Origin of the sequence: Muricoprocola aceti, assembly GCF_025567005.1 — a bacterium.
Taxonomy (GTDB): domain Bacteria; phylum Bacillota; class Clostridia; order Lachnospirales; family Lachnospiraceae; genus Marvinbryantia; species Marvinbryantia aceti.
In genome coordinates this window covers 1-23,342 of record NZ_JAOQKE010000005.1, presented here as the reverse complement: position 1 = coordinate 23,342, position 23,342 = coordinate 1, and the positions used below count along the sequence as shown (strand labels likewise).

The 23,342-nt window shown below is 43.2% G+C and carries 24 protein-coding genes; 4 read left to right on the top strand and 20 right to left on the bottom strand.

The window, feature by feature from the left end:
• Positions 1 to 4 precede the first annotated feature (4 nt).
• Positions 5 to 1,207, bottom strand: coding sequence for a TlpA disulfide reductase family protein (locus OCV47_RS06410; RefSeq protein ID WP_262654403.1), 1,203 nt, complete (start codon positions 1,205 to 1,207; stop codon positions 5 to 7).
• A gap of 235 nt (positions 1,208 to 1,442) precedes the next feature.
• Here OCV47_RS06410 and rpoN point away from each other — a divergent pair, with 235 nt between their 5' ends.
• On the top strand, positions 1,443 to 2,762 hold the full coding sequence (gene rpoN, locus OCV47_RS06405) for an RNA polymerase factor sigma-54 (protein WP_262654402.1): 1,320 nt from the start codon (positions 1,443 to 1,445) through the stop codon (positions 2,760 to 2,762).
• Between the two features lie 126 nt (positions 2,763 to 2,888).
• Here the strand turns inward: rpoN and OCV47_RS06400 are convergent, their stop codons facing one another.
• The 6 genes from OCV47_RS06400 to OCV47_RS06375 form a co-directional block, all read right to left on the bottom strand.
• A complete protein-coding gene (locus OCV47_RS06400) occupies positions 2,889 to 3,266 on the bottom strand; it encodes a RidA family protein (protein WP_117448303.1) in 378 nt (125 codons plus the stop codon).
• Positions 3,266 to 4,870, bottom strand: coding sequence for an N-acyl-D-amino-acid deacylase family protein (locus OCV47_RS06395; protein ID WP_262654401.1), 1,605 nt, complete (start codon positions 4,868 to 4,870; stop codon positions 3,266 to 3,268). The genes OCV47_RS06400 and OCV47_RS06395 overlap by 1 nt, the downstream gene beginning before the upstream one ends.
• Positions 4,871 to 4,954: 84 nt before the next feature.
• Positions 4,955 to 6,430, bottom strand: a complete 1,476-nt coding sequence (locus tag OCV47_RS06390; protein WP_262654400.1) for a sodium:solute symporter family protein — start codon at positions 6,428 to 6,430, stop codon at positions 4,955 to 4,957.
• A 37-nt stretch (positions 6,431 to 6,467) separates the two neighbouring features.
• Entirely contained in the window at positions 6,468 to 7,652 is a 1,185-nt protein-coding gene (locus OCV47_RS06385) for a YgeY family selenium metabolism-linked hydrolase (RefSeq protein WP_117448305.1), read from the bottom strand.
• Between the two features lie 34 nt (positions 7,653 to 7,686).
• Positions 7,687 to 8,895 (bottom strand): diaminopropionate ammonia-lyase, encoded by a 1,209-nt coding sequence (gene dpaL, locus OCV47_RS06380; RefSeq protein WP_117448306.1) that lies wholly within the window; start codon positions 8,893 to 8,895, stop codon positions 7,687 to 7,689.
• A 317-nt stretch (positions 8,896 to 9,212) separates the two neighbouring features.
• On the bottom strand, positions 9,213 to 11,006 hold the full coding sequence (locus tag OCV47_RS06375) for a sigma-54 interaction domain-containing protein (RefSeq protein ID WP_262654399.1): 1,794 nt from the start codon (positions 11,004 to 11,006) through the stop codon (positions 9,213 to 9,215).
• A gap of 186 nt (positions 11,007 to 11,192) precedes the next feature.
• On the opposite strand from OCV47_RS06375, the gene OCV47_RS06370 reads away from it, so the two are divergent.
• Positions 11,193 to 12,470 (top strand): chloride channel protein, encoded by a 1,278-nt coding sequence (locus OCV47_RS06370; RefSeq protein ID WP_262654398.1) that lies wholly within the window; start codon positions 11,193 to 11,195, stop codon positions 12,468 to 12,470.
• An 86-nt stretch (positions 12,471 to 12,556) separates the two neighbouring features.
• Here the strand turns inward: OCV47_RS06370 and ltrA are convergent, their stop codons facing one another.
• From ltrA to OCV47_RS06305, 13 genes are all read right to left on the bottom strand, one after another.
• A complete protein-coding gene (gene ltrA, locus OCV47_RS06365) occupies positions 12,557 to 13,840 on the bottom strand; it encodes a group II intron reverse transcriptase/maturase (protein ID WP_262654493.1) in 1,284 nt (427 codons plus the stop codon).
• A gap of 692 nt (positions 13,841 to 14,532) precedes the next feature.
• Positions 14,533 to 14,661: a hypothetical protein gene (locus OCV47_RS06360; protein WP_262654397.1), complete on the bottom strand. Its 129-nt coding sequence runs from the start codon at positions 14,659 to 14,661 to the stop codon at positions 14,533 to 14,535.
• 333 nt (positions 14,662 to 14,994) lie between these two features.
• Complete coding sequence (locus OCV47_RS16025) at positions 14,995 to 15,171, bottom strand: PD-(D/E)XK nuclease domain-containing protein (protein ID WP_262654396.1); 177 nt, start codon at positions 15,169 to 15,171, stop codon at positions 14,995 to 14,997.
• A gap of 30 nt (positions 15,172 to 15,201) precedes the next feature.
• A complete protein-coding gene (locus OCV47_RS06350; protein ID WP_262654394.1) occupies positions 15,202 to 15,462 on the bottom strand; it encodes a TIGR04076 family protein in 261 nt (86 codons plus the stop codon).
• A 127-nt stretch (positions 15,463 to 15,589) separates the two neighbouring features.
• The gene (gene asrC, locus OCV47_RS06345) at positions 15,590 to 16,552 is read right to left on the bottom strand and encodes a sulfite reductase subunit C (protein ID WP_262654393.1); all 963 of its coding nucleotides are present in this window, start codon (positions 16,550 to 16,552) and stop codon (positions 15,590 to 15,592) included.
• Positions 16,553 to 16,566: 14 nt separating this feature from the next.
• Positions 16,567 to 17,361: an anaerobic sulfite reductase subunit AsrB gene (gene asrB / locus OCV47_RS06340; RefSeq protein WP_262654391.1), complete on the bottom strand. Its 795-nt coding sequence runs from the start codon at positions 17,359 to 17,361 to the stop codon at positions 16,567 to 16,569.
• Entirely contained in the window at positions 17,354 to 18,370 is a 1,017-nt protein-coding gene (gene asrA / locus OCV47_RS06335; protein WP_262654389.1) for an anaerobic sulfite reductase subunit AsrA, read from the bottom strand. Before asrA ends, asrB begins: the two co-directional genes overlap by 8 nt.
• A gap of 117 nt (positions 18,371 to 18,487) precedes the next feature.
• Positions 18,488 to 19,168: a Crp/Fnr family transcriptional regulator gene (locus tag OCV47_RS06330; RefSeq protein WP_262654387.1), complete on the bottom strand. Its 681-nt coding sequence runs from the start codon at positions 19,166 to 19,168 to the stop codon at positions 18,488 to 18,490.
• A gap of 138 nt (positions 19,169 to 19,306) precedes the next feature.
• The gene (hcp, locus tag OCV47_RS06325) at positions 19,307 to 20,902 is read right to left on the bottom strand and encodes a hydroxylamine reductase (RefSeq protein ID WP_262654385.1); all 1,596 of its coding nucleotides are present in this window, start codon (positions 20,900 to 20,902) and stop codon (positions 19,307 to 19,309) included.
• A 16-nt stretch (positions 20,903 to 20,918) separates the two neighbouring features.
• Positions 20,919 to 21,257: a cupin domain-containing protein gene (locus tag OCV47_RS06320; protein WP_262654383.1), complete on the bottom strand. Its 339-nt coding sequence runs from the start codon at positions 21,255 to 21,257 to the stop codon at positions 20,919 to 20,921.
• 13 nt (positions 21,258 to 21,270) lie between these two features.
• Positions 21,271 to 21,456 (bottom strand): ferredoxin, encoded by a 186-nt coding sequence (locus OCV47_RS06315; protein WP_262654382.1) that lies wholly within the window; start codon positions 21,454 to 21,456, stop codon positions 21,271 to 21,273.
• Between the two features lie 12 nt (positions 21,457 to 21,468).
• A complete protein-coding gene (locus tag OCV47_RS06310) occupies positions 21,469 to 21,690 on the bottom strand; it encodes a hypothetical protein (RefSeq protein WP_262654381.1) in 222 nt (73 codons plus the stop codon).
• Positions 21,691 to 21,701: 11 nt separating this feature from the next.
• Positions 21,702 to 22,403: an ATP-binding protein gene (locus tag OCV47_RS06305; RefSeq protein WP_262654379.1), complete on the bottom strand. Its 702-nt coding sequence runs from the start codon at positions 22,401 to 22,403 to the stop codon at positions 21,702 to 21,704.
• A 109-nt stretch (positions 22,404 to 22,512) separates the two neighbouring features.
• On the opposite strand from OCV47_RS06305, the gene OCV47_RS06300 reads away from it, so the two are divergent.
• Both OCV47_RS06300 and OCV47_RS16170 read left to right on the top strand, forming a co-directional pair.
• Positions 22,513 to 23,175 (top strand): Crp/Fnr family transcriptional regulator, encoded by a 663-nt coding sequence (locus OCV47_RS06300; protein ID WP_262654378.1) that lies wholly within the window; start codon positions 22,513 to 22,515, stop codon positions 23,173 to 23,175.
• Positions 23,176 to 23,235: 60 nt separating this feature from the next.
• Positions 23,236 to 23,342, top strand: a 107-nt coding sequence (locus OCV47_RS16170; RefSeq protein WP_262654492.1) for a helix-turn-helix domain-containing protein, incomplete at its 3' end; no start/stop codon positions are given.

Here is a 23,342-nt window from a genome sequence, read left to right as displayed (position 1 = left end):
GCAGTTACTGATTGGTCTGCAGTTCTTTCAGCTGTTCTTCTACCGCAGCTTTCCACCCTTCCAGATCATTACTTCCCATAATCGGATCACTTACAATATTGCCATTCTTATCCACAAAGAAAGATTCCGGGAAAGACTGTAAGCCCTGAATACGTCCGTTCAGCTTTCCTGCATCCGGGATCAGCAGCGGATAGGTCACACCTGTCTTTTCCTGCAATACTTTTGCCTTTTCCAGCACAGCTTCGTCCGTATTTCCTTCTTCATCGACAGCATCAATGATCATTCCGACTACTCCACCCCCCTGATCTTTCATATCCTGATACAGCTGCTCCAGTTCCGGCATTTCATTGACACATGGGGAACACCAGGTCGTAAATGCATTCACAAGAGTCAGATCATAGTCACTGAATACGGATTCTGTATACGTATTTCCATTAATATCGGCAGTCTCAAACGTGCCTACATTTTCTGCATCCAGATTAGCGCCTTCTACAGGCAGGTCGAACGCCGATTGCTGATTGTTAAACGGAGTCATATCTGTAAGCGTAGTCTTGATCTGTTCTATCTCATCTGTCAGATCCTTGTCTGCATCTTTATTGGTACTGAGATAATATTTGAACTTTCCGTCTGCACTGGTCCCCAGCTCTTTGTGTTCTGTACAGCCGGTGATTTCATCCAGCTTATCTGTCACATCCGTACTATACACGCCCAGTGTGCCAACACGTTCTATACTGGCCAGCCACTCATCATATCCAGTTCCCAGCAGATTCACATCTTCCTCTTTCTGTTCATCTGTCAACTTATTCCAATGCAGAAAAGCATACTCCAGACCGCTCATATCCTCTGTCCACTCTTCTGCTGTCATCATAAGTACATCCGAACTATCCATCTGCTCTTTCAAAGTATCCGGAAGGGTAAAGTTCAGCCCCATATAAGGGAATTCATATTCATCCTGTACCTGGAATCCCATTTCACCGGCCTTTGCTGTTTTGCTGACTGGTGTCCCATCTTCTGCAAATACTGCAGTATCTGAATCCCCGGCCGGCACCATAGTAACTCCCGCTTCATCCGGATCAACAGTTAAGCCTTCCGTACTTTCTTCTGTTGCATTTTCTGTGGTATCTTCTGCCACAGCTGTCACAGCCATTCCATTTACCGTCAATACTCCTGCTGCCAGTAATACCATCCATCTTTTTTTGTTTTTCATATGTCTGATCCTTTTCTTTTTCATGCCTTATCCCATGGTTTGAAACAGGCTCTGTTTTGGTCTGTGGGTATTATAACATTCTTTCGCCTGAAAAGGTGTGAATATCTGATGAATTCACAGAAAAATCACTTTTTCATTCCACTGTAATGTACCGATAACTGCTGGCACTCTATGGGCAGAAGTGTTACAATACTATAAGAACAGACAACATGTTTTTTCCACAGGAGCATTGATTATGAATATGGAATTACGACCATCTCAGAAGCAGACAATCACTCACCAGATGATTCAGTCTTCTGAGATTTTACAGATGAATAATATGGAACTGGAAGTATATCTGCAGAATCTGGCACTGGAGAATCCTCTGCTGGATTTTGAAGAGCCACCGGAAGAAGATATACGGAAAAAGGAATGGCTGAATGCACTGGATGAACAGAACCGGGTCTATGAAAAGCAGGAACGGCAGGAGGCATCTGATCCCTGGAATCTGGATACAGCCATGACAGAAACACTGGAAGAATCTCTGCTTCTTCAGGTCAACGGGCTGGATCTCCCAGATGAAAAGGTTCGTATTTTGCATTTTCTGATTCAGAGTCTGGAGAACAATGGCTATCTGTCCACACCATTAGAAGAGATTGCCAGCGTCTGCCACTGTTCTCTTACGGAAGCAGCGGAAGCGCTTGCCCTTTTACAGACTCTGGAACCGGATGGCGTTGGTGCCAGAACATTAGGAGAATGTCTGTCCATTCAGTTGAAAAAAATTGCCCCAGATCAGGCGCTGGCTCTGCGGATTGTTCAGGACTATCTTGATCTGCTGGGGAAGAATCAGATCCCGGCTATAGCCCGTGCCCTGCATCGGCCGCAAAAAGAGGTGCTGGAAGCCTGCAGTCTGATCCGCTCTCTGAATCCCAAGCCAGGTTCTTCCTTTGGTGACCGTCATTATATGCCATACATCCGTCCGGAGCTGGTCATTATCCGATTTGACGGTTACTTTGATATTCTGCTAAATGATTCTTCTATCCCTGCGCTTCGCATGAATTCCTATTATCTGGAGCTGTTAAAAGAGGGGAAAACGGAAGATACTGCCCGGTATCTGAGGAAAAAAAAAGAAGAACTGGAACAGATTCAGTCTAGTATCCGCCATCGGTTCGGTACTTTGCTTTCTCTTGGGAAGCTGATCGTGGAGCATCAGCAGGATTTCTTTTTACATGGTCCAGGTCATCTGCACACGTTTCTTCAGACTACTGCCGCATCCATACTGGGAGTTCATGAATCTGTCATCAGCCGTGCTGCCCGTGACAAATATCTGCAGTGTCAGTATGGAATATTTCCCCTTTCTTACTTTTTTGTACAGGGAATGGATCAGAAAGATGAAGTGAAAAATAAGATCCGTGATTTTATTGAAAAAGAAGATAAATCTCACCCATACTCAGATCAGAAGATCTCTGATCTGCTGGCCGCAGAGGGAACGAATGTCTCCAAACGTCTGGTTACCAGGTATCGTACTGCCATGCAAATTCCTGCCATGAGCGGACGCAGATTTTACGAGAAATAACACGGAACAGATTATTACACTATCTGAATATGATCCGGCAGCTAAAAAAGCCGGTTCCGATGATTTTTATCACCGGAACTGGCTTTTTCTGAGAGTGTAGATAAAAAACTGTCAGATAATTGCTTTTTATACGTAAGCGATGCATTCTACTTCTACCAGTCCGCCCAGTGGAAGCTTTGCTACCTGTACACAGGAACGTGCAGGATATTCTTCACCAAAGTATGATTTGTAGATTTCATTTACTTTTGCAAAATCATTCATGTCTGCCAGGAAGATGGTGGTCTTTACAATCTTGCTGTAATCACTTCCTGCTTCTTTTAAGATTGCTCCCATGTTTTTCATAGAGCAGTGTGCCTGTGCTTCTACGCCTTCCGGCATTTTTCCAACAGCAGGGTCAATTCCCAGCTGTCCAGAACAATATACCATCCCGTTTACTTTTACTGCCTGTACATATGGTCCAACTGCTCCCGGAGCATTGGTTGTTGCGATAATCTCTTTTGCCATTATTTTACTACCTCTTTTCCTTTCTTTTTCAGAACAGATCCGTTTCTTACACCGGTATGTTCTCCGTGCTTCACTGCCAGTTCGCCATTTACCATAACGTATTCAATTCCTTCCGGATACTGAATCGGATCGGTAAAGGTTCCTTTGTCAATGACAGTATCTGGGTTGAAAATACAGATATCTGCGTATGCGCCTTCACGGATTTCTCCACGATCTGTCATGTTAAATGCTGTTGCCGGTTTCTTTGTCATTTTATATACTGCTTCTTCCAGTGTCAGAGCTTTGTCTTCACGCACATATTTTCCCAGGATTCTTGGGAATGCACCATATACACGAGGATGTGGTTTTCCACCAAGCAGACCATCTGTGCAGGCATTCATCTCAGGACGTTTCATGAAGAGCTGTACATGTTCTTCTGTTCCGTAGAAGTCTACCATTCCAACTGCATTTTCTTCTTCATAAAGAAGATCAAAGGTTGCTTCATATGGATCTTTTCCGCGAAGTTCTCCCAGCTGTGTCAGGCTTAAACCTACTGCATCCTGGTTCTTCTCTGTCTTTACACTGGTTACGAAAATCTTATCCAGACCTGCAAACTCTACGAAGTTATCCCATCCTGGAATTCCATGTTCAATATCATAAACCATTTTTTTGCGAAGTTCTTTGTCAGCCAGACGTTCCAGAACTTTATCTGTTCCGCCATCGTGTACCCAAGGAGGAAGAATTACGCCAAGCATGGTGCTTCCTGCCACGTATGGATACTGGTCGAATGATACATCAATACCTTCTTTTTCTGCTGTTTCCAGAAGACGTACCACATCATCAATCTTATCCCAGTTTTTCTTACCACATACCTTGAAATGTGAATAATGAATCTTTACACCAGATTCTCTTCCGATTTTAATAACTTCTTCCATGGAGTCCAGAATAGTATCTGCTTCACTTCTCTGATGGATTACAAATCTTCCGTCATATTCTGCTACCACTTTACACATTTCAATAATTTCTTTAGACTCAGAATATGCACAAGGCATGTAGATCAGACCGGTAGATAAACCGATTGCTCCTGCTTCCATTTCACGTCTGGTAATCTGGCGCATCTTTTCCAGTTCTTCTTCATTTGGAAGACGGTTTTCCAGTCCCATTGCCTCCATACGAATATTTCCGTGCGGAACCAGATAGCATTCGTTTAATCCTGGTTTTACATGCTCCAGCATCTTCAGATATCCTTCTGTCGTCTGATAGTTCCAGTCGATCTCATCGCTGTCTCCATCCAGTCCGGCCAGATTCTTTCTCCATGGACTGATATACTGTGGTGGGAGTGGTGCCATAGAGATACCGTCCTGTCCCAATACTTCTGTTGTAATACCCTGCATGATCTTAGGTCTTACTTCCGGATCTACCAGAATCTGAAGATCACTGTGGCTGTGTGTATCGATGAATCCAGGAGCTACTACCAGCCCTGTTGCATCAATCACTTCCATATCTTCTGTTGTGTCAATATTACCTATTTTTACGATCTTGTCATTTTCCACCAATACATCGGCTGCATAAGCTGGTTTTTTTGTTCCGTCTACTACTCTGCCACCTTTGATTAATTTTTTCATTTGTTTCACCCATTCCTTTCTGACAAACCTTCTATTCAGCTGTCTGCAGATCCTATTTCTGATCCGCAGACAGTCAGGTACTGTTTAATCTTCTTCCAGTTCAATTTCCGGAGCTGGTGCAACGCCCATACTTCTTTCAATTGCTGATACTACAAAGATTACGATCAGTGCTACGATACCACCAGGAACCATTGCGCTTAATCCCCATGGTGTATGTAAAACATAAATCCAGATAGCTGCTACAATTGTTCCGGATACGATAGAGATAAATCCTGCTCTCTGTGTTACGTTCTTGTAGAACAGACCACAGATAAATGCAGCGAACGGACCTGCACTTCTCAGTGCAAATGCACCCATCATAACGCTGATGATATTGGATGCTGTTAATGCTACGATCAGACCTACGCCTCCAACGATTACCATAACGATTCTGGATATCCAGATTTCTTTTGCATCATCTTGTTTTCCACCGTTGATATATGGACGGAACACGTCATTTGTGAACATCGTTGCTGTACCGATCATGTTACCGGATGCAGAACTCATAGTTGCTGCTACCACTGCTGCCAGTACGATACCTGCTACCACTGCCGGTGCAAAATTCATAGTTGCATCTGCAAGTGCGTTTTTCTGTGGGCCACTTGCATATCCATCGATACATACATAAGCCATCAGACCGATGATTGCAGGCACAATTGCGTATACAGCAGACAGCACACCTGCGATCAGGGAACCAAACTTTGCGGATTTTCCGTCTTTTGCGGAACAGTATGTCTGAACAATTTCCTGTCCGGTAGGGAAAGTCATAAAATACATTGCGATGTAACCAATTACAGTAGGTATACCAATCTTTGTCATACTAAGCAGATCCAGAGAAGCTCCTGTAGAATCTGTCACTGTTTTTGCTTTTGCAAACAGTCCTGCAAAGCCGCCTACCTGCTGGTTGCCAAGCATAACAAACATAGCTACTGCCATACCAACCGTAATTACAATTACGTGCATCAGGTTTGCTGCTGCTACTGACTGGAATCCACCTACCATGGTGTAAATGATAACTACGATCGTAATCACGATTGCAGCGGTACGGAAATCCAGTCCGGTTACTACGTTAATAATGGACGCTGTTGCAATAATCTGTGCTCCTGTTGCCATGAACAGAGCTGCGATAGAAGTAAATGCAGTAAAAATGTGGGAAGCTTTTCCGTAACGTTTTCCGATAATCTGTGGTACAGTACTTGCCTGTGCTTTACGGAAATATGGTGCAATAAAAGATACCAGTACAAATCCGATTCCGGCTGCAATCACATACCAGCATGCAGAAATACCATAGCTGTAAACATTGGTTGCAATACCGGTTGTACTAGCACCACCGGTATTCGCTGCGAACAATGTTCCTGCCAGTACTAAAGGTCCTAAGGACTTTCCTGCCATCAGGAAATCTTCGTTACTCTGTTTTGCCTGCTTTGCTGCTTTTCTTTTGGACACTACCAGACCTAATACAATGGTCAGTGCCATGTAAATAAAGATAATAATTAACGCTGTTGTCTGTTTTCCACTCATGTCTATAATCCCTTCTCCTGATCAAAATCCCCAATACTTATTTTAACAGTGCTTTCATGACTCCGTAGTAGCAGTCTGTTACTTTGGTCAGCTGGTCGATTTCGATATATTCGTTTACCGTATGTGCCAGATTTTCTTTGGATGGTCCAAGGCCAAAGGTCTTGATTCCGGCTTCCCCTGCGTAATGGCTTCCGTTTGTACAGAAGTTGTACTGTGTGATTTCCGGTGTGTATCCCATTCCTTCCAGTTCCTTCTTTACATCCTGTACGAATGCATCTTTTTCATCATACAGCCATCCTGGGAAGAATCTCTCGCCTGTGATCTCATTTCCTGTGTAGCACTGTTCTTTTCCAACTGCGTAGGAAACTTTTGCTTTTAACTGAGGATCTTCAGCCATCAGCTTGTCCAACAGTGCCTGAATCGGTGCCAGAACACTTTCTTTTGTTTCGCCAACCAGCAGACGTCTGTCATACGTAGCACGGCAGTATTCTGGTACTACAGATGCTCCTGGGTATGGCGCAGACTTGATATCGGTCAGCTCCAGAATACCATCGCCCAGTACCGGGTGATGTGTCGGCTCCAGAGTACGGATTGCTTCGATCACTTTTGCCATCTTATATACTGCGTTGATACCTTTTTCCGGGTTTGCAGAATGGCAAGGTTTTCCGAATGTTTCCAGAACGATTTCGCCGCGTCCTCTCTGTCCGATCTTGATGTTCAGCTGAGAAGCTTCACCAATGACTACATAATCCGGTTTTACAAAGCTGCTGATTTCGCGGGCTGCCACACCTTCAAAGCATTCTTCATGAACCACACCTGCTACATAGATTTCTCCTGCGAAATCTTTCTTCGTGTCTTCTGCAAATGCAGCTGCAGCAGTTACAAATCCTGCTACGGCACCTTTCATGTCACTGGTTCCTCTTCCGTAGATCTTTCCATCATGGATCTCAGCTGCGAAAGGCGGGTACTGCCATTCTGTTTCATCTGTTACCGGTACAGTATCGATATGTCCATCAAACAGGATCTTTTTACCTGGACGGTTACCTTTGATACATCCGATGACGTTTCCGTATTTGTCTACGGTTACAGAATCAAATCCTTTTTTCTTTAACTGTTCTTCCAGAACACCTGCCACACCGTCTTCATGTCCGGAATAGCTCTGCTTCTGGATCAGATGCTGACATAATTCTACTACTTCTTCCTGTCTTTCTTTGTTTAACATAATGTCCTCCTTTTCCTGTGCCTTTTTTATATGATTAGTTTTCGTGAGTACTTGGATATTTTCCATCCCATACAATTGCTTTATAGTTTTCCTGATCGGTATCCCCTTCTGTGCTGAAGAACAGTACGCGGGAGTTTTCATCAAGGCCAAGCTCTTTCTTCAGATCTGCCAGTTCCGGATTGGTCATGATCTCTGCCACGCATCCGAATGCTGCTGCTCCACTTTCTCCCGAGATCACACGGTCATCTCCTTTTGCGGGATTACCAAGAATACGCATTCCCTTTGCTGCCACATAGTCCGGGCAGGAAATAAAGTGATCTGCGTAATCGGAAAGGATCTTCCATCCGATACTGCAAGGTTCGCCACATGCAAGACCTGCCATGATGGTGTTCATATCACCGGTCACAAAATGACGTTCGCCGTCATTTGCTTCTGCGGTACGATACAGGCAGTCTGCCTTGTTCGGTTCTACAATGGTAATCACCGGTCTGTCTTCGCCATAGATTGCGGAGAATAATCCGGTTACTGCTCCGGCCATGGATCCAACACCCGCCTGAAGGAAGATATGAGTCGGTTTCTCAGGAAGCTGTTCCTGTGCTTCCAGTCCCATGGTTCCGTATCCCTGCATGATCCAGGTCGGAATATCTTCATATCCTTCCCAAGCAGTATCCTGTACCATTACCCAGCCCTTCTGCTCTGCCTGGCTGTTAGCCAGACGAACAGCTTCGTCATAGTTGAGATCTGTGATACTTGCTTCTGCCCCCTCTGCCCTGATGTTGTTCAGACGTTCCAGAGCGCTTCCTTTTGGCATATATACGACTGCTTTTTGTTTGAACTGGTTTGCTGTCCATGCCACACCTCTTCCGTGATTACCATCGGTAGCTGTTACAAAAGTGATATCTCCCAGTTCTTTTCTTGTCTCATCAGAAATCAGGGTTTCATAATTTACTTCTGAAATATCTTTTCCCAGACGGCCTGCCAGATAATTTCCGATTGCATAGCTTCCGCCCAGCACCTTAAATGCATTTAATCCGAATCTCCAGGATTCATCCTTTACATATACATCTTTTAATCCAAGGCATTTTGCAGTCTCTTCCAGATGTGCCAGTGGTGTCGGTGCATATACTGGAAAGCTTTTGTGAAATTCACGGATTTTATCAGCAGACTCTTTGCTGAATAATTTCAGGTCACATCCGCTGTTCTTTTCATGCTTCCGTGTCACCATCTTAAATGATTCTTTCATGCGTTCCTTCCTTTCTTTCGTACCAGATTTATTTATCTGGTATTTTTGCTTTCTGTCTATCTATACAGCAAGTTCCGTTCCCGTTTCTAAAAAAAGAGTAAAAATTTAAAAAAATAAAAAAGATCCATGAAATACAAGGCTTTTTCATCACCTGGTTTTTTGTATGAATCTTTTTCGGTTCTTATATTCTCTTTTCGATTCGCTGTTTTTTCTCATTTTGGGAATTATTTATTCTCAGAATGAGAATTCCATTCCCTTTTTCTCATTCTGAGAAACCAATGGGGACGGTGTTTTCTGGCTCTCCGTCCCCATTAGCTTTATTCCCCAATTTTTCGGTACAGGGTGGCAAGTCCGATGCCCAGTTGTCTGGCCGCTTCTTTTTTCCCCTGGGTGGTGTCTCCATATCTGGCAATGGCCTGACGAATGGCTCTCTGTTCCAGTTCTTTTAAGGTCAACACTTCTTCTGTCCCGCGCCCAGTCTCAGAATGTACTGTTCTTTCGTCCTCTTCTCCATCTGATGAGCTGTTTTTCTCCTCACTTTTTCCTCCCCGTTCTCTTACTTCCCGCGGCAATGTCTTTTCATCCAGGACTCCATCCGTTCCCATCATATTCACCATGAATTCCACCACATTCTCCAGCTCTCGCACATTGCCAGGCCATGGATACTGTCTCAGACAATTCAACACCGGTTCCGTAATCTTCCAGAAATATTTCTGAAAAAGCTTTGCATAATGAGTGGCAAAATGCTCTGCCAGCGGTGGAATATCCTCCATACGCTCTCTTAACGGTGCTATCTCTAATGGGATGACATTCAATCGATAATAAAGATCCTCCCGGAACTTCTTTTCCCGAATCATCTCCCTCAGATCTCGATTGGTTGCTGCCAGAATCCGCACATCAATGGGAATCACCTGATTGGAACCAATTCGGGTGATCTTCCGCTCCTGTAGTACCCGCAGCAGCTTCGCCTGCAGATACAGCGGCATATCTCCGATCTCATCCAGGAAAATCACACCTTTATTGGCCAGCTCGAACTTTCCGATTCGACCATGAGGATCAGCTCCGGTAAAGGCTCCCTTTACATAACCAAACAGTTCAGATTCCAGCAGTGCCTCCGGAATCGCTGCACAGTTAATCGCTACAAATCTTCCGGAATGACGATTGCTGGCATTCCAGATCGCTGTCGCCACCATCTCTTTTCCCGTACCACTCTCACCGGTAATCAGTACGGTAGAACTACTCTGAGCCACCTGCATGATCTCCCGCTTCATCTTCTGTGTTCCCTCACTGTCACCGATAATATTGCTACAGTCCAGTGTATGAACCGTGGAGGTCATTTCATAATACTTTTTCTGAATGGCTTTACTGTTCTCAAACAGAAGCAGTTTGGCATATCTGCCTTTTTTTTGTGGCAGGTCATAAAGATGTCCCATGATCGAGAACTCCCTGTCCCCAACTTTCATTTTATATTCATTCTGGTAATTCATGCGGTCACCGGTTGCCTCGATCTCCACATAGGTTCCTTCCGGCATATCCAGTTCCAGCTGCTTTTTCGCTGCTTCATTGGACGTGGTGATCACATGGTCATCCCCGATAATGACGATTCCCTGATCAATATATCCGATCGTGCAATCCAGTGTATCCAGAAGCCGGTTCTTGTTATCCATCTCACGATATTCCCTGGCTTTAGTTGAAATAAAATCCGCAATCTGCTCCAAAAATTCCAGATAAAGCTGCTCATCCCCCAGGATTCGTTCTTTCTGTTCCCGGCTGCTGCCGACCAGGCCAATGATCCCGATAATCTCCATCCCCATACGTACTGGCATGGAGATCTCAATTTCTTCCTGGCAGTCATTACAATGAGGACAATTCTGACAGATCAGTTCCCGCCCTGGAGAATAAATAATCTGACGGCGCCCGGTTTTCAGCACCTGTCGATATACATATCCCTCTGCTGACATATCCTGATTCACCAGTTCACTGAACATCCCTGTCCCTGCCACACGATACAGACGATTATCCACCACTTCCACATCAACACGGGAAATCTTCGATAACACATCCGCGTACTTTGCTACTGTATCCTGAATTTTTACTAAAATACTTTCCATGTCAGCCCTCTTTCGTATGATCTAACCCATCGGCTTTCTACATTTTATCAAACCCACACATCTTCCGCAAGGCATACGCATTTTTTCTTCTCTTCTTATTGCAGAAATACTTTCTTTTCATTATACTGGAAAAGGTGGATTCTGTTGTTTTTCAGGCCCGCTACAAAACTATGGGAGAGAATTGTTATGAATATCACTACAGATAAACTATTCAGTCTTTTAAAAGAAGGAATCTGGAAATGTCTTGCCAGAATCGGCATTCTGCTGCGGTGGATCGTTCTGGCCGGAGCTGCCGGTGTGGTGCTTGGACTGATCGGAGGAGGCTTTGCCCGCTGTATCACCATCGTAACCGGATTTCGTATCACACATCTATGGATGCTGTATCTGCTGCCTGTTTCCGGCCTCGCAATCGTAGCCATGTACAGATTAGATCCTTCCAAATCTGGAACGAACAGAGTACTGGAAGGTATCTCTGGTGGGAAATATGTTCCTCTACGTATGGCTCCACTCATCATGATTTCCACTGTGCTGACTCACGCCTTTGGTGGTTCTGCCGGAAGAGAGGGAGCTGCCCTGCAGCTGGGAGGCAGTATCGGTGGTACCCTTGGAAAATGGCTCAAAATGGATGAGTACGATCAAAAGATTATGATTATGTGCGGTATGAGTGCCGCTTTCTCTGCATTGTTCGGTACCCCGCTGACAGCTACCGTTTTTTCTATGGAAGTCGTCAGTGTCGGCATCATGCAATATGCTGCGCTGGTTCCATGCTCTATCGCAGCACTGACTGCCCGGGAAATGGCTATTCTGGTGGGTGCGGAAGGAGAACACTTCGCTATTCCGACTGGCATTCCTATGAATGCGAAGAATATCACGCTGGTAATTATTCTCGCTTTACTCTGTGCAGCCGTCAGTATTTTATTCTGTGCTGTCCTGCACCGCACAGAACATCTGTATCAGAAGTATGTACCAAATGAATGGATCCGCGTAGTCTCCGGTGCGCTGCTGATTATCCTGCTGGTAAATCTCCTTCACACTACTGACTATCTGGGTACCGGCATGAATATCATTACAAAGGCAATCTCCGGCGAAGTGGTTCCCACTGCTTTTCTGTTGAAGATGATCTTTACCGCCATCACCCTTGGCTGTGGTTTCAAGGGTGGTGAGATTGTTCCTACCCTGTTTGTGGGTGCTACCTTTGGATGCATCTTCGGTCAGCTGACCAGTTTTGATCCATCCCTGGCTGCAGCCTGCGGTATGGTTTCTGTCTTCTGCGGTGTGACCAACTGCCCAATCAGCAGCCTGTTCCTCAGCTTTGAGCTGTTTGGCTTCGACTGCATGCCATTTTTCCTGCTGGCCATCGGTATCGGATATCTGGAATCCGGATACTTCGGACTATATCACAGCCAGAAAATTCTGTACTCCAAGACAAAACTGCAGTTCATTAATACAAGAACCAAAGAATAATAGATCGAGTAGGAGGGGATTTTAATTAAATCCCCGACCTCTCACACCACCGTGCGTACCGTTCGGTACACGGCGGTTCAACCAACTTAACAAGTAACACGCCTTTCGACGTAGTAATCTAACATAGAGACTAATCCAAAACGAGTTAGTCTTTCTTTGGTAACAGCCATATTCATAGCACCGCCTTGGCAAACATGTGCGATATGCGCACCATAATAAGCTGTGGACCATGCAAATTTTCTGCTGATACCGAGTTTAATCAAGTTCTTAGCTCTATTCTGAGGTGTTTTCCATTGTTTCCAGATGCACATGCGTAGGCGGAATCTAATATTCGAATCCAACTTCGCACATAATCCTTTCATGCTACCTATCTTAAAGTAATTAATCCATCCACGAATCAGTTCGTTGAGTTTCTTCACTTTATAGGCGTTGTCTACTCCCCAACTTCGGCAAGTAAGTTCTTTCATTCTCGCCTTGAATTTCACTATTGATTTTGCGTGTGGTTTTGCTCTGTATTCTTTAGCAAATGAGTCGTAATAGAATCCAAAGCCGAGATACTTAATACCCTTAGGTTTATCAATCTTGCTCTTGGTAGCGTTCACCTTTAATCCGAGTCTATCCTCGATGAATCGAGTGACACTCTTCATAACACGCTCAGCCGCCTGTCTGCTTCCGACCATAATAATACAATCGTCCGCATATCGAACAAAATCCAGCCCCCTTGCTTCCAACTCCTTATCCAGTTCATTGAGCATGATGTTTGCCAACAGCGGGGAAATATTCCCTCCCTGTGGTGTTCCGATAATAGAATCTTCATACTCATCACCTATCATGATTCCACTGACTAAGAACTTTCTAACGATAGAGATAACGTCTCCGTCCTTGATTGTCCGACCGAAAATGGTCATCAATTTGTCATGGTCTACGGTGTCAAAGAACTTAGCTAGGTCGATGTCTACTATCCAACTGTGGCCATCATTCATCATTTCAAGTGCTTTAATGACCGCCTGCTGTGCACATCGATTGGGACGGAAGCCGTAGCTATGCTCATGAAACTGTTCCTCAAATATCGGAGTAAGCACCTGCGCAATTGCCTGTTGTACAAATCTGTCTGTGACCGTGGGTACTCCAAGATTTCGTACACCTCCGTCTGATTTGGGTATCTCCACCCGTCTGACCGGTTTCGGCTTGTATTTCCTTGTCCGCAATTGTTCCTTGATTGTTTCGCCGTTTTCCGAAAGGTAATCTTTCAGCTCGGTGTATTCCATTCCGTCTACACCGGCTGCACCTTTGTTTCTGACGACTTGCAGAAATGCAGCATTGAGGTTATCTTTGCTCAAAATCTGCTCCATAAGACTACTTGTGTCCATGCGTTGTTTCCTTTCTGCCCCTTTTGCCTTTGCCATCTTTGACGTCATCGACAGATGTTGCTCAGGCTACGAAGTGGAACGTACTTCAACTGATTGATTGTTCGCCCCTTCACTCCATTCCCATTACAGGAACTTCTTCGCTACTATGGGCTCTGCTGACTTCTCGCAGTTCGTTGTTACTAGGCTAATGGAACCTCTGTGAGACCTCCACGCTTAAGGTGCGCGCTCTTTCCTCTCATCTATCCGCCACATTTACTCGTACTTCCAGCAACTTTTGGACTTCATCTCTTTGGGCAGACTTATCCGTATTTCCGAGCCTTATATGTGATTTCTGTCCGTCGGACCAAGAGTTTGCTTACAGCTTCCTTCAGATTCCACCTCACGATGAACACCCTTGCTGTTCAGCTATACACTTCCTCGTTGCCTAGGCGTGTTCGGGACTTACACCCGTTAGAGCGCGCCCATGGCGCGCAAACCCAAAAAAGCGGCACCCCTGACCGGGATGTCGCTTTTTTTGGTCCTTTGCAGCCCATTTATATAAGAATATATATTTCATAACAAATAAAACTGCCAGTACATGGTAAACGCTTACAGTATATGCATCCTTGACGTAATCGAGTAGGAGGCTAATCCTTAGTTGATTAGCCGACCTCTCACAGCACCGTACGTACGGTTCCGTATACGGCGCTTCTCTAGTTTTCACACACTATTCGATAGTAGTCAAGCATGGCTGCCAGATGGATTCTCTCCCTTGTACAGTTCAGATTCGGGCATCCAAACCAGTGGATTATCTGCATTTCTTTCATTTTCAGTTCTGTCATAAACTGCTCCTTTCCGGGCATTTCTCCCTGTAAACATTGTTATCAATTTCATTCGTCCGGCGGTCTGGCGTGCGCTTTCCTGTCATCTGCAGTCGTCTCAGACTGCCTCTGCCTGCAAACTCCTGGTAGACTTCCAGGGTGCACTTATCATTTGTGATATTTTTTTGCATTTTTATCATTTTTTCTGGCAAATAAAAAAAGCTGCACCACCATTTCTGGTAATGCAGCCTTAAGCATATTTTGATTCTTCTTATGAGCGTATAAAGCAAATCGCCCAATGACAAATCTTCCGACTAGCCATTAAGCGATTAAACTGAAATTTGTTACTCGTGTTTAGTGTCTTACAAAAGTAAAACCCAAAGCATCCTTTATCGTCTTAAATTCCATAATTATGCCCGGCATGGATGAAATCTTCGGTTTCAATGTCAGATCAATTCGTCCATTTCCTGACTCTTTATTTGATCTTATATAATATCGAGAGGACAATCCTTCTATATTCTCTTCGTGCACCCATATTCTCTGATCAAGAAGGGATCCTTACTATTCTTCTATTTCTATCTTAAAAATATTTAGTACGTCTACATCAGGGCACGAAAACTTTATAACACCATCTGGCTGGCTAGGAAGTTTTCCTCCATATCTCAAAATATCTATATAAGGAAACGCTACATGCATTGCCATGGGACATAGATTTCCTCTTTCAGTATCAAAATCATAGCTGTCGCCAACTTTATGCCCTCTGTGGCATCCCATAGTTCCCTTTTTTTCTACTAAGGTTATTCTAATCTTTGGTTTATTCATTACCTTGTCACCTCGCTTAAATCCAAGTCTGTCAGCATTATCATATGTATGATGATGGTAATTAAATAGCAGATTCTATCCACAAATTCATCGGATAATCCAGATGATCATCTCATATCCAAGCACTTTAGTATTTGATTCCATCCCAGTACATAGGACTTGTCACTTCCGCGATTTCCGGAAGCTGTACATCCTTTAACGCCCATTTCTCAAATTCCTTAAATCCGGTACGGTCAACGATATAGCCGATATGTTCTTTTCCTCCCGGTGCATTTGGATCGATATATTCTTTGATATAATCATAGGTATTGCAGATGATCTTAATGATACTTTCTTCATCGATCCATTTGATCCAGTCCTGTCCCAATCTTGGATTTTTCTTTCCGGTCCTTCCAAGCAGTGTTAATTTATAATACTTTTTATCTGATCTCGTCCATGCATAGTTCGGACATACAAGCACACACTCTCCGCATCCTAAACATTTTTCGTGGTTTCTATCAGGATGGAAATTCTTCATTTCAATCGCTCCAACCGATTTTTTCCTGCATGTTTTTTCACAGGCTCCGCAGCTTACACAGCGGTTTGGATCAAACTGAGGGACAGTCATTCCAATTATGCCAAAATCATGCATACGGACTTTACAACAGTCGTTTGAACATCCGGTGAGCGCTATCTTAACATGAAGATCATTCGGGAATATCACTTTTTCGATCTTTCTTGCAAATTCTGTTGTATCATAGTTCGCAAATGGACAGATCGTGTTTCCAACGCATGCCATGATGTTTCTCGTTCCAGAAGATTCATAACCGGTACCCGGTTCTTTTTGATTTACATTTGTTCCTTCGATGATCGGCTGAAGCAGTTTATTTACTTCATCCATCTTCTCATATGGAATTCCAGGAATTTCAAATCCCTGACGGATCGTCAGATGGACTGTTCCATTTCCATAAGTATCTGCTATGTTCTGAATATCACAAAGAAGCTTTGCATCCATTCTGCCGCCCGGAACACGGACCCTGGCTGCAGCAAGGCCTCTCTCCTTTGTAACTCGAAATGCATTTTTCTTTAATTTTTTTGTATTAATATCCATCGTATCCACCTCTGTTAATCAATCAGATTTTTGCCTTCTGTATAATTGAATACCGGACCGTCAAGGCATACATATTTGTCCCCGATTCTGCAATGTCCGCATTTACCAAGTCCGCAGCACATCTTTCTCTCCTGTGAGATCCAGATATGTTCTTCCTTAAATCCTCTTTCAAGAAGTGCTTTGACAGAAAAACGCATCATGGCCGGTGGTCCAACGACAATTGCATGCGCTGTATTCACATCTGACAGTTCAAGCCCAGGAATAAATGCCGTAGCCAGACCAACCTTGTGTTCCGGTGTCTCTGTTCCTGCATCAAGTGTCTGGATCACATGTAACTTCTTTCGCCAATAGGTGAAATCATCACGGAACAGAATATCCTTTTCTGATTTAAATCCGGTGATGATGGTAAAATTCCTGCATTCATCCGGATGATCAGCGAAGTAAGAAATCACACCTCTGACAGGCGATACCCCGGTTCCACCGGCAACGATCACAAGTTCATTTCCCTTATGATCATTTACTTCAAAACCATTTCCATATGGTCCGCGAAGATAGAAATATTCTCCTTTATATTTTTCAAATACTTCGTTTGTAACTTTTCCAACTTTTCGGATCGTAAGATCTACATAACCATCACCGATCCCACTGACAGAGATCGGAGCCTCTCCAAATTTTGGAATGGATACTTCAAAAAACTGTCCTGGTTTTACTTCTCCGTAATACGACATTCGGAATGTGTATTCTATCTCCGTATGTTTCACGATCTCCAGAATCTCAGATTGAAATGGAACATAATCATTTCTATTCATGGTCAATTACCTCCTGCATTCCTGCTTCCAGTTTGTTCAGACAATGGGAATAAGATATATATTCCGGACAGATTGCGTCACATCTGCCGCAGCCTACACACATATGATGTCCGGTTCTCTTTGTATAATCATAGATCTTATGGAGTACTTTGAATCTCATACGTTCCCCATTTGTTTTACGATAACTGCCACCGCCTGCTACATCTGTATATCCATCCACCATACAGGATGCCCATACTCTGCGGCGTTCTCCCATTTTTCCATTCTCGTCATGATACAGATCCTGCATGGTAAAACAGGTACAGGTTGGACAGACAAAATTGCAGCGACCACAATTGATGCATCTGCTGTTGTACTCCTGCCACATGGAACTTTTTATAATTCTCTGGTCAAGGTTTGCCGGAATATGAACCGTTGTCTGATTCTCAGTCACATACATAGGCGTAATATCTGCTCTTTCTGTTTTCCGTTCAGCAAAAAGGGAATCCAGATTTCTGTTTTTCACATCAACCTCATATTTTCCTGCTATTTTGTTAACAGCAAGGTCATATGCATCTGTTTTGTTAGTTCCCATGGAAACACAAAAACAGGTCTGATCGCTGCTGTTACATCCCATCAATACGATCAGTGTGCGCTCTCTTAAACGCTGATAATAATAATCCGGTGCGCCGTTTTTCAGATACATTTCATCAAGTCTCTCAAGCGCATGAACGTCACAGCTCCTCACAAAGATCACAGCTCCTTTTTTTCTTGCAGAAGCTTCTGTTACCGATTCTTCCGTAAAGAAAAACAGCGTCTCCGAAACAGGTAACAGCACTTCTTTAAAAGAATAGTCAGACTTTCTGTCAAATATGATTTCCTCCACACTGTTTATTTCCGCATAGCGGACGCAGTCTGTATCTGACAATCTGCCGCCTCCACAAAATACTTTCGGTGCATAGATCAGATACTCTTTTTTCAAGGTCTCTAAGACCTGATTCATATCATTCGTATCCAGGATATATCCCATAGTTTCCTTCTCCTTTCAGGCAGTCCATTTTTTCGTAACAAAAAAGAACTTGTTCTGATATTAATTTATCAAAACAAGTCCTTTTCCTCCGTGATTCAAATCACGCCTACTAAATTTTTATTCATGTGCATGATCCAGCAGGTCCTTCATATCTTTGATAATAAAATATCCTTTTTGAATCTCCAACAGCCCTTCCTCTTTCAGTGATTTAATGACTCTCGATGTGGATTCTCTTTTAGCACCTACCATATCAGCCAACAATGTGATCGATAATTCGAATTTCACTTTCATTCCATCATCGACTACTTCGCCAAAATCTCTTCCCAGCTTCCATAATTTTGCAGCGACCTGTGAGGTCAGATTGCTTCTGTTTGTTGTATTGGACAGCTGACGGTATAATCTCCGGATTTTTTCTGCTTCCGAGCAGATAATTGCTCTTGCAAGTGTATCATCTTCGAGTAATTCAAGAAAATGATTACGCTGGATGACCAATACGATACTCTCTACAAGCGTCTGACAGCTGATGGAGGCAATCTCCTGTTCAAGGATTACTTCATTGAGTATCTCACCTTTTCCACACACGAAAACTACTTTTCTGTTTCCCTGGTGATTATAGCGATATAAGATAACATTACCTGAAACCAGCAGATATATAGATTTCACCTGTTCCCGTTCACGAAACAGAATTTGCTGCTCCGAATATTTCTTTAATATAGCATAAGATATTATTTTACTCTTCATTTTGGGTGAAGCTTTTTCAAAGATAGCTATTCTCTCTATTGCATCATATATCGTCATGAAACCACTTTTCTCCTCGGATAAAATTATTATCGTTTTCTGTTATTACTGTTTTTGGGGATCAGCTTTTTCACAATTTATTATATTACAAATCTCACATTTAGTTAAATGATATTTTTCATAGCCCTTACCGCGTAATTACTTCAACAAAGCTGCAAGGTCTTCCTCTGGAGTAGTAATCGGTGCAATGCCGTAATTCTCTACCAGAAAGTTTAAAATATTAGGTGACACAAATGCAGGAAGAGATGGGCCGAGGCGGATGTTCTTGATTCCAAGATGAAGTAGTGTCAGCAGGATGCACACAGCCTTCTGCTCATACCAGGAAAGTACATAGGAAAGTGGAAGATCATTCACGCCACATCCAAATGCATCCGCAAGAGCTACTGCTACCTGGATTGCACCATAGGCATCATTGCACTGTCCCATATCCATAAGCCTTGGTAAGCCGCCAATTGTTCCAAGGTCAAGATCATTGAAACGATACTTTCCACATGCCAGTGTAAGCACAATGCTGTCATCCGGTGTCTGTTTTACAAACTCTGTGTAATAATTTCTGCCCGGTTTTGCTCCATCGCATCCAGCTACCAGGAAGAAATGCTTGATCGCACCATTTTTTACTGCTTCCACTACAGTTCCTGCATTTTCAAGGATGAATCCATGACCGAAACCTGTAGATACTTCTGTTCCGCCATTAATTCCTGTAAATACCCTATTCTCAGCAAAGCCACCAAGCTCTAATGCTTTTTCAATAACAGGGGTAAAATCTTTTTCTTCACCAATATGCACTGCACCTGGGAATGCAACCACTTCTGTTGTAAACACTCTGTCTGCATAACTTGCTTTTGGAGGCATCAGACAATTGGTTGTAAAAAGGATCGGTGCAGGAAGATCAGCAAACTCTTTCTGCTGGTTCTGCCATGCTGTTCCAAAATTGCCTTTTAAATGAGGATACTTCTTTAATTCAGGATAAGCATGCGCTGGCAGCATCTCACCATGGGTGTAAATATTGATGCCTTTCCCTTTTGTCTGCTCTAACAGAAGCTGGAGATCTTTCAGATCATGACCTGTCACTACGATAAATGGACCTTTTTCCACAGTAAGCGAAACGGTAACTGGTACAGGATTTCCGTAAGTTTCTGTGTTTGCTTTATCAAGAAGAGCCATACATTTCAGGTTGATCTCACCGACCTTTAGTACAAGCGGAAGGAGTCTTTCTGCCTCCTCTTCATATCCAATCGCAAATAATGCCTCGCAGAAAAACTTATTTACTTCTTCATCTGTATATCCCAATACTGCTGCATGGTATGCATAAGCAGCCATTCCTCTGATACCAAATAAGATCAGAGACTTCAGGGACCGAATATCCTCGTCGGCATCCCACAGCTGATTCATATCATATTCATCATTTCTTCCGCATGGAGAACCGCAGGTACTGCAATCCGGAACAAGCTTCTGTTTTTCAGCCCGGACTTTTTTAATCATTTCACGGATAGAATCATCATCAAAGCTGACATTTGTGATAGTGGTAAATAACCCTTCGATAATTGCCTGATAAGTACTATCTGCCAGAACTGTTGACCCTTCTGTGGCTCTTGCAAGACCGACCAGGGCTCCTGTCAGTTCATCCTGTAATTTTGCAGTACCTGATTTCTTTCCACATACACCTGCATTTCCGGTACATGCGCTGCATCCTGCAGTCTGTTCACACTGATAACAAAACATTTTATTTTCCATAATATATACTCTCCTTTTACCATTTTATATTCTTACTATCGGTCAGAGGCGCCGATGCTTTAACAACAATCAATTCCAGCGTATCGTCATCTTTATTACAAATATTCATTTTTGTTTGAAACGGAATTTTCAAAACGGTTCCTGCCGGATATTCGTGTGTTTCCTGTTCTCCAAGCTTAGCAGACAGCCTTCCTCGGACAACTGTCATATACACACCTTGGGCATTAGAAACATGCTCCGGCAGACATTCTCCTTTATTCAGGATCATATGCATATAATGGATATTTTCATCCATTATGATTTTTTCAATCGTCTTTTTATTTTCCTGCGTTAATTTATAAATCTGTTCAACCATGTGGAAACCTCTTTTATCTTTCTTCAATTGCCTGGACTGGACAACTATTCATCGCATCATTTGCGGATGACACATCGTCAGCATCAACTTCCTGATCAACTGCCTCAGCCACACCTTCCTGATTCATGTAGAACACCTTTGGACACAGTCCATTACACAATCCGCAGCCAATACATTCTTCATTTACAAAATATTTCATTATCAGTCCTCCTTATACCTTCACATCCGGATTTTTCTCTCCGAATTTTTCTTTTAAAAGCTCTGCGATCTCTGCTCTGTTCTTTCCCTGTTTTTCCATCTTTTTGGTTGTTTTATATGCTGCAAATAAAGCAGATGGCCCAATTTCAGAACTGAAATACCCTATCCCCTGGATTCCCCTTACATCTATTTTCTCAAATTCTTCTATTCTATCTTTCCAATATTCATATGCCATATTTTGTTTCCCTATTCCTTAATGGTTCCATCAATTCCAACTGTCACCACCTGCCATGGAATGAATCTCCCGCTTGCCTGTAATGCTTTCTTTGCTGCCATTTCCAGACCACCGCAGCAAGGGACTTCCATTCTAACGATCGTCACCGACTGAATAGCATTCTTTGCAATAATTTGCGTCAACTTTTCACTGTAATCCACTGCATCCAACTTTGGACATCCGATCAGGGTAACCTTTCCCTTCATGAAATCGTCATGCATAGATGCATAAGCATAGGAAGTGCAGTCTGCAGCAATCAAAAGCTTCGCGCCCTCAAAGTACGGAGCCTGGATACGTGCCAGCTTGATCTGAACCGGCCAGTTCGAAAGTCTGGAAAATGGCTTTTCTGTTAATTGCTGTTTTTCTTCCTGCACCTCTTCCCTCTGAATCTTCATTACTCTGGAACCCGGGCAGCCACTATGCTTATATAACTCTTTAGGCGTATGCTCTTTTTTCACTGCGGCTTCATCATATTCAGGAGCTTCGCGCTCTTCAAATGTAATGGCTCCGGTTGGACATCCCGGAAGACAGTCCCCAAATCCATCGCAAAAATTCTCTCTTACTAACTTTGCCTTTCCGTCAATAATATCGATGGCTCCTTCATGACATGCATCGGCGCAGATTCCGCATCCATTACATTTTTCCTCATCTATATGGATAATCTTTCTGATCATTTTATGTACCTCCTTGTGATTCTTTTTTTCTTTGTTTTGCTTTTCTGATGTCATCATAGTATAATAAACAAAACTTGTATGTTTGATTTCAAACAAATGGAGAAAATTTATGAAAAAATATATTTCAGTTTTACGGACAAGTCCTTTTTTTTCAGGACTTACAGACGAGGAGATCCTTTCCGTGCTTCATTGCGTAAATGCCACCTCTATTGTCAAAACAGAAGGAACCTATATTTTCCGTGCCGGTGATTCTACAGAAGAGATGGGACTTGTTTTATCCGGTTCTGCTCTTATTATTCAGGAAGACCTGTGGGGACACCGAAACATCTTATCACGTTGTAAAACCGGCGATTTCTTTGGAGAGCCTTATGCCGCCAAACCTGGTTCTGTGTTAAATATCAGTGTTGTTGCAGAAAAAAACTGTGAGATTCTTATGCTTAATGTCAGGCGTCTGCTTGTCACCTGCCCTACAGCCTGTGATCATCATCAGAAATTAGTCCGAAATCTGGTAAGTGTTCTGGCCAATAAAATCCTGATCTTCAATGACAAAATCACTCACATAAGTAAACGCACTACAAGAGAGAAACTGCTTTCCTACTTATCGTCAGAGTCCATTAAGCACTCGTCTCTGTCTTTTGATATTCCTTTTGACCGCCAGCAATTGGCAGACTTTCTCTGTGTAGAACGCGCTGCAATGTCTGTTGAATTATCAAAACTACAAAAGGAAGGATTGTTAAAAACCAACAGGAACCATTTTGAACTCCTGACTTGATAATATATAATTCGATTCTGAATATCAGTATGCCGGAAGATACCAATTTATCAGAACATAGTGAAGTATTTTTCCCATCGCAAGCATGATTATTCAGCGACTGCAAAAGAATTTAATTGTTCGTATGGGCAGGTTTATTCATGGGTAAATAAGTATAGCAAAAAAGG